A 14821-nucleotide genomic window follows, 5' to 3' on the forward strand; every position below is an offset into this window, starting at 1 on the left:
AAGACGCCGGAAGAAGGCATGAAGAATCCCCTCCACGCAAATTGAACTAGCCCCCGAAAGTTGGACTGGTTTAATTCTAGGCGGTGAGTGGTTCACGGGTCTGATTCCGATATTGCATCGGGGTCAGGCCCTTGAGTCGTTGTTGGATGCGTTCGGTGTTGTACCACTGGATGTACTCGTCGATCGCTTGGTTGAACTCTGCGACGGTGTCGAAGACTTCACCGTGGTACATCTCGGTTTTCACGTGCCCGAAGAAGTTCTCCATGACCGCGTTGTCGTAGCAGTTGGCTTTTCGCGACATCGACTGAACACCACCGTTATCGCCGATCAGGTTGCGCCACGAGGAATGCTGGTACTGGAAGCCTTGATCGGTGTGCATCATCCACCCGGGTTCAGGTGCACACGCCGCGATCGCCTTGGATAAAGAATCGGCGGTAAAGGCTATCGACGGCGATGTGGCAACGGTGTGAGCGACGATGGAGCGGTCGAACAAGTCCATCACCGGTGACAGGTATATCTTGCGGCCTTGGACCCTGAACTCGGTGACGTCGCTGACAAAGACGGTATTCGGCTTATCCGGGGTGAACTTGCGGTCAAGTGTGTTGTCAGCGATGTGGCTGATCGTCCCAGCGTAGGAAACATAAGGCCTGCGTTGGCGGATCTTGGCTCGAAGACCCATCTCGCACATGAGTTTGTAGACGAGTTTGTGGTTGACCACCCAGCCCTGGTTACGCAGGTCCAGCAGCACCCGCCGGTAGCCATAGCGATGCTTGTTGCGTTCGAAGCTCTCCCGAATCGCGTCTTTGAGCACAGCATGTTTATCTGGCTCGCTGAGTCGTTTCTGGTGGTAGAAGAATGCCGACCGTGGGATGCCAGCGGCGTCTAGCAGGTACTCCAAGTGGTGGTGCGACTTGAGGATGACGATCGCTTGAACTTTCAGGCGCGTCCCTGGTTCCTCAAGTCCCGCAATTTTTTTTAGATAAGCGTTTTCCGCTTCCAACCGTGCGATCTGACGGCGCAGCTTGTCTTCTTCTGTAAGCCGCTTCGGTGCGGCCGAGCCTTTGGGTCTGCCCTTCGGCTTCGGCTTCAACGCGTCATCGCCGCCTTTGCGCCATTTCCAGGACCAATCTTTGACGAGCTGGTCTGACGACAGGCCAAACTCGCGTGCAAGATTCATCTTTGTCTCGCCGGCAAGGTGGTGTTGGACAACTTCCTTCTTGATGTCGAACGAGTACTGCTGCTTTGTCGGTTTCTCCACAAGACATAGCCTGCCATGCAGCTGAAACCGACGATAGAGCGTACGGACGGCGTCTTTGGAGACACCAAGAGTCTTGGCAGCGGTTCCGTAGCTCATGCCTTGCTCGAAACACACCACCAGCTGCTCACGCTGATGTTCGCTCGGCGAACTTCGTGCTCTCAATGGAAACTGCTCCTCACTAGTTGGTAACTGATTTCTCAGTCCAACTAATGGGGAGCAGTTCACGCTCACCTGGGGTTTTGTCTATCCGTGGTCCCAGCTGGGATCGAACCAGCGACCTTTCCGGTGTGAACGGAACGCTCTTCCACTGAGCCATGGGACCGTTGCGTTTTTGGCGCGAGGGATACATTAACACCGCTGTAGCGAAAGCCCCTAATCGCGTGCCCAGACACGGTGCATGAAGGCGCGACCTCTCCTCACCTACTGCACCCGGGTCGCATGGCACAGCTTGTCTCGCCACTCCCCGACTTGGCACTGCGGGGCAAGGCGTGCGGGGTGGGTGCGGCGTCGATAAGCGTGCGTCTAAGCACACTGAAAACAAGTCACAACGACGGGATTTGGTCGAACGAGGGGCGACACATTAGAGTTTCAAGTCGCACAAGTTCACACCGGAACGAATGCATGCGGATGTAGCGCAGTTGGTAGCGCATCACCTTGCCAAGGTGAGGGTCGCGAGTTCGAGTCTCGTCATCCGCTCCAAGTCCCCTTATGGGGGCTTAAGCGCGATTAGCTCAGCGGTAGAGCACTACCTCGACACGGTAGGGGTCACTGGTTCAATCCCAGTATCGCGCACCAGGGCGAAAGCCCCGATGCGGATGTAGCGCAGTTGGTAGCGCATCACCTTGCCAAGGTGAGGGTCGCGAGTTCGAGTCTCGTCATCCGCTCCACGTACCTCTTGGTACTGTGAAAGAGGCGGAAATCGCCCACGGTGGAATGGCCGAGTGGTGAGGCAAAGGTCTGCAAAACCTTGTACACGGGTTCGATTCCCGTTTCCACCTCCATATTCATTTGAATATCATCTGAATAGCAAGCGCGATTAGCTCAGCGGTAGAGCACTACCTCGACACGGTAGGGGTCACTGGTTCAATCCCAGTATCGCGCACCAGGGCGAAAGCCCCGATGCGGATGTAGCGCAGTTGGTAGCGCATCACCTTGCCAAGGTGAGGGTCGCGAGTTCGAGTCTCGTCATCCGCTCCACTTCCCCACTGGCTGAAATCACTTATCCGGCCGGTGGGGTTATCCTTTTGCCATGGCCGCTCCCAATCCTTCTGAGGCATCACCGAAAACCCGCACTGAGATCATCGGTGGTAGCTCAGCCGCAGAAGAGGTCCGCGCCGTGGCGATCACGACGGCTTTCGGGTCGTTCACCACTTCCGGCACCTCGGGCGCTTTAGGCAACGACGCCGACAAAGAAGTCATGCTCGCGTTGCGCGAGTGGGCAGATGTCGTCCTCGTCGGATCCGGAACCGTCAAAGCCGAGGACTACGGCCCGGCGGACATTCCCATCGCCGTGGTGTCGCGTTCGCTCGACTTCGACACATCCGCGAAGCTTTTCGACGGCGCAGGCCCGCTCATCCTCGCCCCCGACAAGTCCCTGACGGAGGCCCAGCTCGCCCCGCGACGAGAAGCTCTGGCGGACGCGGGCGCCGAGCTGGTGGGCACAGGCTCGGGGTCGGCGGCGGAGATCGTCGATAAGCTGCGCGCACGCGGGCTCCGCCGCATCGTGTGCGAGGGAGGCCCGTCGCTGTACGCGACGATGTTCGAAGCTTCGCTTATCGACGTCCTCCACCTCACCTCCTCCCCTTTCGTCAACGGCGAACCGTCAGGCCTGGAGGGCGACATCGACGTGGAGCTGGAATTGGAGGACGTCTACTCCGCCGGCTCGCATATCTTCGCCCGCTACCGGCGGGTGAACACGGGAAACTAGTGCCCGTTTAGTAGTTTTGGGGGCTGTGACTACCCGCATCGACGCTTTGCACTCCGCCTGGTCCTCGCCCGCACCCGACGGTGCCCCACGCCTCCAGGCGGTGGCGAATGCGCTCCTGTGGCCGCTGGCCCTCCTGCTGGTCGTGCACCGCGTGTTCGCGGTCGCGCTTCCGGGAACGGTGACCGATGACTTCACCACCGTATGGTCCGCCGCGCGACGCTTCGTGCTGCGCGAGCCGGTGTACAACGAGATCTACCACCACGTCGACCCGCACTACCTGTACAACCCGGGCGCGACACTGCTGTTGTCGCCCCTGGGGCTCGTGGACAATATGGGCGCGGTGCGGGCACTGTTCATCCTCGTCAACACCGCGTGCATCATCGGCGCGCTGGCATGGCTGACGCGGCTGGGCGGGTTCTCTCTCCGCGGCCCTGTTTTCCCGGGCGCGGTGGCGCTGGGCTTCATGACGGAGGCGGTGACCAACACCCTCGGGTTCACCAATATCAACGGGATTCTCTTCCTCGGGCTCGTGGCGTTCCTCGCCTGGTTTCTCGCTGCGGGTAACGGTTCCTCCTGGGCGGCCGGCGTCGTGCTGGGTCTGTGCATCCTGATCAAGCCGATGTTCGCACCATTGCTTCTTCTGCCGCTGCTGCGCCTCGATTGGCGCGCGATCGCCGGCGGGATCGCCGTGCCGGTGCTGTTCAATCTCGTCGCATGGCCGCTCACCCCGGGCGCACGTGACTACATCGACATCGTCGCCCCGTACCTGGGCCAGACGCGGGATTACGCGAACTCGTCCCTGCCCGGCGCCGCGGTCTACTTCGGCATGCCGGGCTGGCTCCACGCCGCGTTGTTCGTCCTCTTCGCCGCAACTGTCCTCGTCGCCGTGGTGTTCCTGGCCCGCTATCGCTTCACCGCCGAATGGGTGTGGGCGGCCACCACCGCCGCCGTTCTGCTCGCCGGTGTGTGCCTGCTGTCCTCCCTCGGTCAGGCGTACTACTCGATGCTGCTCTTCCCCGCCGTGTTCACCCTCGGCCACCGGCTCAGCGCTTTCCGCTCGCCTGCTGTGTGGGCGGGAATAATCCTGTGCCTGTCACCGCTGACCTGGGTAGTGGACGGCCACTACGTCACCGGCCGCTGGCTGGACACGTTCCTGCCCACTTTTGGCTGGGCGGTGTTCATTGTCGCGGTGGCGGCGTGGGCCGTGGCTGTTAGCACTTCCGACCGAGATGAAAGGACGCACCGCCATGGCGGAAAACACGAATTACAGCGACTGGACTGAAACTCAGTGGCGTGAGCGCCTGAGCCCGGAGGAGTACCACGTGCTCCGCGAAGCCGGCACGGAGCCGCCGGGAATCGGCGAGTACACCGACACCACCACCGAAGGCGTGTACCGCTGTCGCGCCTGCGGGGAGGAGCTCTTCCGCTCCACCGAGAAATTCGACTCCCACTGCGGCTGGCCGTCGTTCTTCTCTCCGCTGGCCGGCGACAAGGTCATTGAGCGCGAAGACCGCTCGCTCGGCATGGTGCGCACCGAGGTGCTGTGCGCCAACTGCAATTCCCACTTGGGCCATGTCTTTGCCGGCGAGGGGTACGACACCCCGACCGATCTGCGCTACTGCATCAACTCCATCTCCATGACGCTGGAGGAAAAGCCGGTGCAGTGACACAGACAGTGTCGCCGAGGACACCGACTGCCTGAACACAGCGAAAAGCGCCTGTCTCCGCGGGGTTGCGGGGGCAGGCGCTTCGTCGCTAAGCGAATGCTTTACGCGACCGTTTTTACGGCAGGACCTCGACGATCTCTGCGATGTCCTTCACGCGGCGGCCGGAGAAGAACGGCAGCTCCTCGCGCACGTGGAGGCGGGCCTCGGTGTAGCGCATCTTGTGCATCAGGTCGGAAATGCGGTCGAGCGTGGGCGCCTCGAAAGCGAGCATCCACTCGTAGTCGCCGAGGGAGAACGCCGACACCGTGTTGGCCCGCACATCCTTGTAGTCTGCGGCGGCCTGGCCGTGCTCAATGAGCAGGCGGCGGCGCTCATCGGCGTCCATGATGTACCAGTCGTACGAACGCGTGAACGGGTAGACCGTGATCCAGTCCTCCGGCTCCTCGCCCATGATGAAGGCGGGCAAGTGGCCGCGGTTGAATTCGGCCGGGCGGTGCAGGCCCACGCCGATCCAGAAAACCTCGAGCGCCTGGCCCAGCGCAGTCGAACGGCGGAAATCGTTGTACGCCTTCTGGATATCGGCGAATTCCTCCGCGTGCCACCAGATCATCACGTCAGCCTCAGCGCGAATGCCGGAAATGTCGTAGATGCCGCGGACGACGACCTTGCCTTCCTCCTCGAGGCGGGCGAAGAACGTCTTCGCCTCGGCAATAATCTCCTCCCGGTCCTCGCCAAGTGCTCCGGGGATCGCACGGAAGGTCGCCCACTGGGCGTAGCGCTGAGTACTGTTGAGCTGTTCAATGTCCGTCTGAGTCATGCCGCGCATCCTTTCTTCCCCTCTCGCGGGGAGGTCCAACAAAAGTTCTATACGCCGATCCTACAGTGCGGCCTGACACGGGCAACGGCGCGCCTCCACAGAATGGAGGCAGGCAATGTCTAGCTTGGAACGCGTGACACATTCGGACCACCCGCAGCTCTCCGCCGCCCCCTCCCCGACCTCGACGTCTGCCGCGTCCGGCACGCAGAACGGCGAGTCCGCAACCATCCCCGCCGAGTTCAACAATGCAGTGGAGTCCATGCACCGCGCGCAATTGCGTCCGGAGATCAGCCTGGGCACCATCCGCCCGCCACAGCGTCCCGCGCCCTTCAGCCACGCCGTGGGCCTCGAGGTTCAGCAGCTTGACGACGACGCGCCCATCCCCACCGACTCCCAAGGCGACGCGTTCGGCCGCCTGATCCTCCTCTACTCCCCCTCCTCCGAGGAGGCGTGGGAAGGATCAATGCGGCTGGTGGCTTACATCCAGGCCGACATGGACGATACAGTGGCCTCCGATCCGCTGCTTCCGGATGTCGCGTGGCAGTGGCTCGGCGAATCCCTCGCCGAATCCGGCGCCGGCTACACCAACCTCGGCGGCACCGTGACGTCGACGTCCTCGGTCCGATTCGGTGAGATCGGCGGCCCGCCGCGCGCCTACCAGATCGAGATGCGCGCGTCCTGGACCGCCGCCGGCACCGACCTCGCCCACCACGTCGAGGCGTTCTCTAAGGTGCTCGCCCACGTCGCCGGCCTGCCGCCAGAAGGCGTGGCCGGCATTGACAGCCGCCGCTAACCAGTCGCCCGAATAATGCCTGCTTCATCCCGGCACGCCTCCGGCTCCGGCGCCTACACGTTGGCGACCACACCGGCGGGCTACCGGCGTGCCGCCGAAGCCCTCGCTGCCGGGCGCGGCCCATTCGCCATCGACACTGAGCGCGCCTCGGCGTACCGCTACGACGACCGCGCCTTTGTAGTGCAAATCTACCGCCGCGACGCAGGCACCTTTCTCCTCGCGCCCGAAGGCCACCGCGAGGAATTCGAGTCGATTCTCGCACCGGTGGTCGGCGGCGGCGACTGGATTGTCCACGCTGCACCGGAGGATCTGCCGAGCCTGTCCGAGCTCGGCCTCTACCCCGGAACTCTTTTCGACACCGCGCTCGCGGGGCGCATCGCGGGCTTTGACAAGCCCAACCTGGCTGCCATGGTGGAGGAATTCTGCGGCGTCACGCTGGAAAAAGGCCACGGCCGCGAAGACTGGTCCGAAGTTCCCCTTCCCGACGAGTGGCTCGACTACGCCGCCGAGGACGTCATCTACCTCAACGAACTGGCCGAAGCGCAGGCGGAACTGCTCGCCGACACGGACAAGCTCGCCATCGCCGACGAGGAATTCGCCTTCATCGTCGCCGAGTACGCCGAGTGGGAGCCCGTCCGCAAGACCTGGCGCGACCTGAAAGGCATTTCGCAGTTGAAGTCCCGCAAGTCGCTCGCCGTCGCGCGCACCCTCTGGAACGAGCGTGACCGTGAAGCCCGGTCCCGCGACCGGTCACCGTCGCAGATCCTGAGCAATAAAGTCGTTTTGGCCATTGCGAAGGAACTGCCGCGCTCGCCGCGTGAGTTGGGAGCGGTGCACGGCTTCCCGCAGCGCCGCCGCGGCGCGGTGCAGGCATGGTTCCGGGTGCTGCAGTCGGTCTACGACTCGGACCCGGCAACGTGGCCCGAACGGGCAAATCGCGGCGACGAGACCGGCCCGCCCGGCAAATCAGCGTGGCAGCGCCACCACCCCGATTCCTGGGGGGCGCTGCAAGCGATGCGCTCGGCCGTGGCCTATTCCGCGGCGCAGATGGAAGTTCAGCCGGAGGTTCTACTCACGCCGGCGACCCTGCGCGAGGCAGTGTGGACAGTGACGAATGAGCCCGGCCCGTGGGGCACCCACCGTGCTGCGGTTCTGCTGCGCTCACTCGGCGCGCGCGAATGGCAGATCGCCGAAGTCGCCCCGCTCTTCGGGTTGCTCGAGCCCAACTAGCGCGGGGCTCTCCCCGCGTTTGGGCCTAGAGGTTCCCGATCCACTCCTCAATGGAGGTGCGCGCGGACTCGGCATCCAGCCCCACATCGGCGATGAGCTGTGAGCGCGACGCGTGCTTCGGGAAGACATCCGGGAATGCTAGGCGGCGCAGCGGGGTGTCCACCTCGGCGGCGCTGAGCACCTCCGAGATCGCCGAACCGATGCCGCCGCGGACAATGCCGTCCTCGTAGACGACGACCATGTCGGCGGTTGCCGCCATCTCGACCAGCTCCGGGTTCACCGGGGCGATCCAGCGCGGGTCTACAACCGTGATGCGGTGGCCCTCACCGTTGAGCTGGTTGGCCGCCGCAACGGCATTCTCGGCGAATTCGCCGATGGCGACAACGAGCACCTCGGGGGTGTCGTCGTTATCTTCGCTGTTGCCGCCGCCGACCGGCTCGACGAGAATGTCGCAGCCGCCCGGCGTGCGGTGCACTGCATCGATCGCGGGGCCGGCATCGCCCTTCGGGAAGCGGACAACGGTCGGCCCGTCCTCAACGGCAATGGCCTCGCGGAATTCTTCGCGCAGGCGGTCCGCGTCGCGCGGTGCCGCCACGCGGATGCCGGGGACGATCGAAGTGATCGCCATATCCCACACACCGTTGTGGCTGGCGCCGTCGCTGCCGGTGACACCGGCACGGTCGAGCACGAGCGTGACCGGCTGTTTGATCAAGGCGACATCCATGAGCAGCTGGTCGAAAGCGCGGTTGAGGAAGGTCGAGTACACAGCCACGACCGGGTGCAGGCCGCCCAGCGCCATGCCAGATGCAGACGTCACCGCGTGCTGCTCCGCAATGCCGACATCGAAGAAACGGGACGGGAATTTCTCCGCGAACGGGGTCAGTCCCGTCGGACCCGCCATCGCGGCGGTCAGCGCTACGATGTCCTCGCGCTCGTGGGCGGCGCGCAGCAGTTCCTCGGAGAAGACCGAAGTCCAGCCCGGTCTGGACTGGCCGAGCGCCTCACCCGTCACCGGGTCGATGACACCGGTGGAGTGCATCTGGTCGGCCTCGTCGTTGACCGCCGGGGCAAAGCCGTGGCCTTTCTCGGTGGCCACATGAATGATCAGCGGGCCGTCGTACTGCTTCGCGTACGCCAGCGCAGCCATCAGCGAACCGATGTCGTGGCCCTCGATCGGGCCGACGTATTTCATGCCCAGGTCCTGGAACATCTGCGTGGGCACCACCTGGTGCTTGATGCCCTCCTTCATCGCATGGAGGGCATCAAAGGCACGCTCACCGACCCAACCCATGGCCTTCAGGGTGCGCTTACCCTGCTCCATAACTTCGTCGTAGCCCGGCTGAATCCGGATCTGCGCGATCTGGGAGCGCAGCTCGTCCAGGTTGCGGGCGAAACCGCCGATCGTCGGCGAGTAGGACCGGCCGTTGTCGTTGACCACGATGACGACGTTGCGGTCGCTTTCGGCGATATTGTTCAGCGCCTCCCAGCACATGCCGCCGGTGAGCGCCCCGTCGCCGACCACTGCGACGACATTCTTGCCGCCCTTTCCATGCAGGACCTTCGCTTTCGACAGACCGTCTGCGTAGGACAGCGCCGCCGAGGCGTGCGAGGATTCGGTCCAGTCGTGCTCCGACTCGATGCGGCTGGTGTAGCCCGACAGGCCCTCCTTCTTGCGGAGGGTGTCGAACTGGTCTGCGCGGCCGGTGAGGATCTTGTGCACGTACGACTGGTGAGATGTGTCGAAGATGATCGGCTCGTCTGGTGAATCGAAGACCGCGTGAAGAGCGATCGTCAGCTCGACCACGCCCAGGTTCGGGCCAAGGTGCCCGCCTGTTGCGGACACCTTCTCGATCAGGAATTCGCGGATCTCCCCCGCGAGCTGGTCGAGCTCGGCCCCCGACATGCTTTTCAGGTCGGCGGGAAGGTTGAGCTGGTCAAGGCTACTCACTGGTCGTCTTGGCTCCTTCTCGGCGAATTCTCCCCGCGGCGGTCTCTGCCGCATTCCGGCAGCCGTCAGCGGACTCTAGCGTTCTGGTCGAGTTTACACCCCACGCGGGCAAATCCATCATTTTTCGTTTCCGGTTTCAGCGGGGACAAGGCTTGTGAGGACCTCGAAGTGGTGGGTGTTCGGGAAGGCGTCGATAAGCGCCATGCGCTCGACGACGTACCCGGACTCGCCCCACGCGGCGAGGTCGCGTGAGAACGTCGCGGGATCGCAGCCGATGTGGATCACGCGCTGCGGTGCGCGCGCGGCCACCGCCTCGACCACGTCCGTGCCGGCGCCCGTGCGCGGCGGATCGAGCACCACCAGCCCCGGATCGGGCAGCCCGTCGATGCTCGCCTCGACTTTCTGGTTGCGCACCTCGACGTCGAAGTTGTTCAGCGCGGGTTGCGGATCACGCGTCGCCGCCGCGGAATAATCGACGCTGACCACGTGCGCACCTGAGCCGAGCGCATCGCTTATCGACGGCACGAACAGCCCCACACCCCCGTACAAATCCCAGCCGACGGGACGCGCGTAGGTGTCGGCGGCCCAATCGGCGATGTAACGGCAGTACGTGGCCGGCGCTGTGGTGTGGGCCTGCCAGAATGCCGTCGGCGGGAAACGGAAGACAGCTTCTTCCGTGCCACTGCCCGCGGGAGCTGGAACGACCTCGGTGACGGACGGGTCGCCCTCGATGCGGGTTTCGACGCGCTCGATGCGTTTCCCGCGCTGCGCGCGCTGTGTCTCCACGACGTGGCGGGTGCCGCGGGAATCGATCACGACAACGAGCTCGGCCCCTGCCGTGAACCTGCGGGCATCGTCGCCGACAATGCCGTCCAAGGCTTCCGGGGCGACCTGCGTGCACCGCACCCCCGCGACTACGTCGTTGCTGCGCGCCCGGCGCATCCCGGCGCGGCCGTTAGGCCCCACACCGAGGCGGACACGTGTGCGCCAGCCGGTCAGCGGGGCGAGAGTGTCCTGTTCCAGATCGATAGCGAGATCGAATCCGGTGAGTACCCCGCTGGGGCGGGCGAATTTATCGAGCTGGCCGACGAGGATTTCACGCTTGAGCCGCTCCTGCGCGCTCGGCGCGATATGCGAGTAGTCGCAACACCCGGCACCCGCCTCCGCCGCGGGACATACCGGGTCGACGCGGTCGCGCGACGCTGTCTCGATGGACTGCGCCTCGCCGCGCGCCCAGTTCTTCTTCACCTTGGTCAGCGTCACCGTGGCTGTGTCCCCGGGGATGGCACCGGCAACGAAGACGACCCGGCCGTCCGGCGCGTGCGCGATCGCCTCCCCGCCGTGCGCCATCGTGGTAGGGGTGAGCGTGAGCGTGTCGCCCACGCTCATCGTCGGGGTCTGCGTAGTGGGTCCGTCGTCCATTTCTGTCGGTGCTTCTCGTGCTCGCTTCGCGTTCAGGACTGTGCTCGCCCTGTTGTCTCGTTGGTTCTAACCCTGGTGCTAGTTGGTGTTCGGGGTCTGGCCCTGGTTCTGCTGCTGTTGCTGCGCCATGGCCTGCTGCAGCTGGGCGGCGAGCTGCGCGGGCAGCTCGACTGGAAGCGAGTTGCCGGCCAGTACTGGGGAGGTTCCGCGGTAGATGAACGAGCGTGCGATGATCTCGTGCGCCAGCTCAGCCAGCTGGTCCTCCTTGCCGTGCGGAGCGGCCAGCGTGACGCGGTAGAGCCAGCGCGGGCCTTCCACGCCGACGATGCGGATGATGCCGTTCTCGCCGCGGCCGACGACCTCGCGGCCCCAGGGGCCTTCCTCGAAGGACGCGGGCATTCCCTCGCCCTGCATTCCCTCGATGATCTCGTCGCTGGACTCTTCCCACATGCCGCCGGAATTCGGCGCGGCGAAAGCTACCGGGGTGATCCGGCCGAATTCGGTGACGACGTGCAGCATGCGCGGGCCCTGCTCGCCCATCTCCACCTGCACCTGGGAGCCCTTCGGCAACGGCAGCTGAATGGAGCCGAGGTTCAGGATGCCCTCGGCGAAGTCGCTGAAATCGAAGTCCTTGATGTCCACGCTGTCGCCGTCGAACGGGCCCGTGCCCCCGCCGACTGCGTCGTGCTCAACGGTGACCGGGCCGGTGTAGGAATGCGAGAGCGCTTCGTTCTTCACCGGCGTCTCGGCGAAAGTCGACGCCTCTGCCGCGGATTCAGTGTCGGTTTTAACCTCGGTTTCAGTGGCGGGCTCGTTGTCCGCCGCCGGGGCTAGTTCAGGCTCCTCCTCGGCAGGTTCAGCTGCGGACTTCCTGGTCTCCTTGGAGTCCTTGGAATTCACGCCCTCCTGCAGGTCTGTGATGGTGTACTCGGAGCTCGGGTTCTTCGGCGTTTTCGCCTCGGTGGCTTCCGGGGCGTTCTTCTTGTTCTTCTTGCCAAATGGCCACAGTCCCATGGTGGTGCGATCTCCTTGTGGTTGTTCTGGCTCTGCGCCAGGTCTTCAGGTCCGAAAAAATTTCTGTTAATTCACGCCGGTTGAACCGTACCCGCCGGCGCCGCGAACCGTCTCGTCGAGCTCGTCGACCTCCACGAAATCGGGCAGCTCCACGCGCTGCACGACGAGCTGGGCGATGCGCATTCCGCGGGTGAGCTCGAACGGTGTGTCCTTGTCGGTGTTGAGCAGGCACACCATCAACTCCCCACGGTAGTCCGCATCCACCGTGCCCGGAGCATTCACGATCGTGATGCCGTGCTTCGCCGCCAGCCCAGAACGCGGGTGAATCAGCCCGACGGTGCCCAGCGGGAGCGCCAGCGCGACGCCTGTCTTCACCAGGGCGCGCTCCCCCGGCGCGATCGTGAGCTCCTCCGCGGAATGGAGGTCCACGCCTGCATCGCCGCGGTGCGCACGCTTCGGCACCGGCAGTTCCGGGTCCAGACGCTTCAACGGGATCGGGCTGATCCCCTCCCCGCCAGCATGTGTCGTTTGATTCGTCGCCTCGTTAGTCACGGCCCCACACTACGTCACTGCGGCATTGACCCGCCGTCCGCGGATATGCGTCACCGCGGTGATTCAAGGATTTCCGACACCCTGCTTAACATGGGGGGTGTGACTGACAACGCGAATGAGACTGTGACTGGCAACGCCGCATCCGCCCCCACTGCCGGATCCGCCGGCCCGGAGGTGCTCTACTCGGAACGTCAATGGGTGCCTGTGTGGTGGTGGATCGCCGGCACCGCATTCGCAGCGCTGCTCGGCGCCCAAATGGGCAACAACCGCGGTTTCTGGTGGTTCGCCATCACCTTCGTTCTCGCTTCCGCCGTGATCGCATGGTTCTTGCTCCACCTGTCCTCCACAGTGGTGAAGGTGGAGCGCGACGCCGACGGCACCCGCTGGCTGGTGGTGGGAGACGCGAATCTGCCGCACACCGTCGTCACGCGTTCTCTCGCTGTGCCCAAGTCCGCGAAGCAGAATGCGCTCGGGCGCCAGCTCGACCCGGCAGCGTACCTCATCCATCACGCGTGGGTCGATGAACTCGCCTTGTTGGTCCTCGACGACCCGGAAGACCCCACGCCGTACTGGCTCGTCTCGTCGAGGAACCCGGCGAAACTGCTCCGCGCGTTCGTACCCGAGCAGGCCGACCGCGCCGTCGAGCCCCTGCAGAACGGCTAGACGCTACTCGCAGTCGAGGCAGATCTTCGAACCGTCGGGCTCGGTGTGGCCCAGACGGTTGTTCTTCTGCACCAGGAAGCAGGACGCGCAGGTGAATTCGTTCTGCTGCTTCGGAACCACGGAGACGTTGAGCTCCTCACCCGTAAGGTCCACCTGCGGCGGGTCGAAAGCGTCGACGACTTCGCCGTCGTCGTCCATGCTGCTGCCGGCAACCTCCTCGGCTTTGAGCCCTTCGAGCGAATCGGTCTCGATCTCGTCGTCGAGGCGGCGGCGGGGCGCGTCGTAATCGGTAGCCACGTGTGGGTCTCCTTTGCCATCTGTCTTCGCAGTAATAACCGCGTTTCACGGGGTGGAATTCCACCCGCTGACGGCCTTTACTGCCTACTTTCGACGCGATACTAAATGAACCTCGCGCGTCTGTCATGTTTCCCCGCACATTGCGTCTATGGCGTGCCGCACACGGTGAATTTCGCTGCCGCCACCGCGCACCTTGGGCGGAGGATGACTAGAATCGTCGACCATGAATACTGGGGCCACGGGCACGAACGAAAACCAGGCGCACGCTGCGCAAGAGTCCACCGAAACCCGCTGCTGCGGGATCGATATCGGCGGCTCGGGTGTCAAGGGCGCGATCGTGGACATGAACACCGGCGAGTTCGTTGGCGACCGGATCAAAATTCAAACCCCGCAGCCCGCCACGCCGGATGCTGTTGCCGAAACAGCCGCGGAAATCGTCCGCCAGCTCGGCTGGGACGGCGCGGTGGGCATCTGCCTGCCGTCTGTGGTCACCGATCAAATAGCGCTCACTGCCGCGAATATCGACGATTCGTGGATCGGCACCAACGTCCACGAACTTTTTACCCGCCACCTGCCGGCCCGCGAGATCGCAGTGCTTAACGACGCCGATGCCGCCGGCCTGGCCGAAGTCGCCTTCGGGGACGACGTCGTCCGGACGGGCGCTGTCATGTTCCTCACCTTCGGCACCGGCATCGGCTCCGCATTGCTCATGAACGGTGAGCTATTCCCCAATACCGAGCTGGGACACATGATCGTCGGCGACGAAGAGGCCGAGCACCAGGCATCCTCCGCTGTGCGCGACCGCGAAGAGCTGAGCTACAAGAAGTGGGCGAAGCGCGTCGACCGCGTGCTTAGCGAATACGCACGCCTATTCAACCCCGTCGCTTTCGTCGTCGGCGGCGGCATCTCCCGCAAGGCGGACAAGTGGGTCCCACTGCTCACCATCGACACCCCAGTCATTCCCGCGACGCTGCGCAATCGCGCCGGCATCATCGGCGCAGCAATGGCTGTGCACAAGCACGTCGCACCCTAAGACTCACCACCCGTACACAAGCAGTCCGGGACCCTTTCGCGGGACGCCAGGTGAAATTAATGAGTTTGGCAAGGTGACGCTCACCGTGTGCGCGTGCGTATGTTGTAGGGTTGTTCAATACCCAGCGGTACTGGCGCAGGCAGAAAGTGTTTCCACCGGCGCTGGTGCCGCGCCGTAATTCATGGACGTAGGAATAGACT

Annotated in this window: 14 protein-coding genes and 7 tRNA genes; 13 read left to right on the forward strand and 8 right to left on the reverse strand. The window is 64.0% G+C overall.

Translation table 11 applies throughout. From position 1 onward, the window contains the following. Positions 1-76: 76 nt before the first annotated feature. Together CAPP_RS06750 and CAPP_RS06755 are read right to left on the reverse strand one after the other, a co-directional pair. Positions 77-1420, reverse strand: a complete 1344-nt coding sequence (locus tag CAPP_RS06750; protein WP_290172749.1) for an IS3 family transposase — start codon at positions 1418-1420, stop codon at positions 77-79. 88 nt (positions 1421-1508) lie between these two features. Next, a tRNA-Val gene (locus tag CAPP_RS06755) sits at positions 1509-1580 on the reverse strand. Between the two features lie 301 nt (positions 1581-1881). Here CAPP_RS06755 and CAPP_RS06760 point away from each other — a divergent pair. The 9 genes from CAPP_RS06760 to msrB all read left to right on the forward strand — a co-directional run bounded on the left by CAPP_RS06760 (position 1882) and on the right by msrB (position 4852). Beyond that, positions 1882-1957: transfer RNA gene (locus CAPP_RS06760), tRNA-Gly, on the forward strand. Between the two features lie 21 nt (positions 1958-1978). Next, positions 1979-2053: transfer RNA gene (locus tag CAPP_RS06765), tRNA-Val, on the forward strand. Positions 2054-2069: 16 nt separating this feature from the next. Continuing rightward, a tRNA-Gly gene (locus CAPP_RS06770) sits at positions 2070-2145 on the forward strand. A 40-nt stretch (positions 2146-2185) separates the two neighbouring features. Next, positions 2186-2259, forward strand: a tRNA-Cys gene (locus tag CAPP_RS06775). Between the two features lie 29 nt (positions 2260-2288). Beyond that, positions 2289-2363: transfer RNA gene (locus CAPP_RS06780), tRNA-Val, on the forward strand. Positions 2364-2379: 16 nt separating this feature from the next. Then, a tRNA-Gly gene (locus CAPP_RS06785) sits at positions 2380-2455 on the forward strand. 52 nt (positions 2456-2507) lie between these two features. Further along, positions 2508-3185 (forward strand): dihydrofolate reductase family protein, encoded by a 678-nt coding sequence (locus tag CAPP_RS06790; RefSeq protein WP_084560532.1) that lies wholly within the window; start codon positions 2508-2510, stop codon positions 3183-3185. Positions 3186-3210: 25 nt separating this feature from the next. Then, on the forward strand, positions 3211-4467 hold the full coding sequence (locus tag CAPP_RS06795; protein WP_076598882.1) for a glycosyltransferase family 87 protein: 1257 nt from the start codon (positions 3211-3213) through the stop codon (positions 4465-4467). Then, positions 4433-4852: a peptide-methionine (R)-S-oxide reductase MsrB gene (gene msrB, locus CAPP_RS06800; protein WP_076598881.1), complete on the forward strand. Its 420-nt coding sequence runs from the start codon at positions 4433-4435 to the stop codon at positions 4850-4852. Before CAPP_RS06795 ends, msrB begins: the two co-directional genes overlap by 35 nt. Before the next feature lie 115 nt (positions 4853-4967). Here msrB and hemQ read toward each other — a convergent pair whose 3' ends face one another. After that, complete coding sequence (gene hemQ / locus CAPP_RS06805; protein WP_076598880.1) at positions 4968-5669, reverse strand: hydrogen peroxide-dependent heme synthase; 702 nt, start codon at positions 5667-5669, stop codon at positions 4968-4970. Between the two features lie 115 nt (positions 5670-5784). Here hemQ and CAPP_RS06810 point away from each other — a divergent pair, with 115 nt between their 5' ends. Together CAPP_RS06810 and CAPP_RS06815 are read left to right on the forward strand one after the other, a co-directional pair. Continuing rightward, positions 5785-6462: a DUF3000 domain-containing protein gene (locus CAPP_RS06810; RefSeq protein WP_084560531.1), complete on the forward strand. Its 678-nt coding sequence runs from the start codon at positions 5785-5787 to the stop codon at positions 6460-6462. 15 nt (positions 6463-6477) lie between these two features. Next, positions 6478-7692: an HRDC domain-containing protein gene (locus CAPP_RS06815; RefSeq protein WP_076598879.1), complete on the forward strand. Its 1215-nt coding sequence runs from the start codon at positions 6478-6480 to the stop codon at positions 7690-7692. Between the two features lie 25 nt (positions 7693-7717). Here CAPP_RS06815 and dxs read toward each other — a convergent pair whose 3' ends face one another. The 4 genes from dxs to dut form a co-directional block, all read right to left on the reverse strand. Continuing rightward, positions 7718-9640 (reverse strand): 1-deoxy-D-xylulose-5-phosphate synthase, encoded by a 1923-nt coding sequence (gene dxs, locus CAPP_RS06820; protein ID WP_076598878.1) that lies wholly within the window; start codon positions 9638-9640, stop codon positions 7718-7720. Between the two features lie 117 nt (positions 9641-9757). Beyond that, positions 9758-11062: a class I SAM-dependent RNA methyltransferase gene (locus tag CAPP_RS06825; RefSeq protein ID WP_076598877.1), complete on the reverse strand. Its 1305-nt coding sequence runs from the start codon at positions 11060-11062 to the stop codon at positions 9758-9760. Between the two features lie 78 nt (positions 11063-11140). Then, positions 11141-12076: a DUF3710 domain-containing protein gene (locus tag CAPP_RS06830; protein WP_234958773.1), complete on the reverse strand. Its 936-nt coding sequence runs from the start codon at positions 12074-12076 to the stop codon at positions 11141-11143. 66 nt (positions 12077-12142) lie between these two features. Then, positions 12143-12580 (reverse strand): dUTP diphosphatase, encoded by a 438-nt coding sequence (gene dut / locus CAPP_RS06835; RefSeq protein ID WP_200803267.1) that lies wholly within the window; start codon positions 12578-12580, stop codon positions 12143-12145. Between the two features lie 138 nt (positions 12581-12718). Here dut and CAPP_RS06840 point away from each other — a divergent pair, with 138 nt between their 5' ends. Next, positions 12719-13291: a DUF3093 domain-containing protein gene (locus CAPP_RS06840; protein WP_084560529.1), complete on the forward strand. Its 573-nt coding sequence runs from the start codon at positions 12719-12721 to the stop codon at positions 13289-13291. A 3-nt stretch (positions 13292-13294) separates the two neighbouring features. Here the strand turns inward: CAPP_RS06840 and CAPP_RS06845 are convergent, their stop codons facing one another. Continuing rightward, positions 13295-13588, reverse strand: coding sequence for a DUF4193 domain-containing protein (locus CAPP_RS06845; RefSeq protein ID WP_076598875.1), 294 nt, complete (start codon positions 13586-13588; stop codon positions 13295-13297). Positions 13589-13811: 223 nt separating this feature from the next. Here CAPP_RS06845 and ppgK point away from each other — a divergent pair, with 223 nt between their 5' ends. Beyond that, positions 13812-14621 (forward strand): polyphosphate--glucose phosphotransferase, encoded by an 810-nt coding sequence (gene ppgK, locus CAPP_RS06850; RefSeq protein WP_084560528.1) that lies wholly within the window; start codon positions 13812-13814, stop codon positions 14619-14621. The last annotated feature ends 200 nt before the right edge of the window (positions 14622-14821 follow it).

Origin of the sequence: Corynebacterium appendicis CIP 107643 (assembly GCF_030408415.1) — a bacterium.
In the GTDB taxonomy this organism is placed as follows: domain Bacteria; phylum Actinomycetota; class Actinomycetes; order Mycobacteriales; family Mycobacteriaceae; genus Corynebacterium; species Corynebacterium appendicis.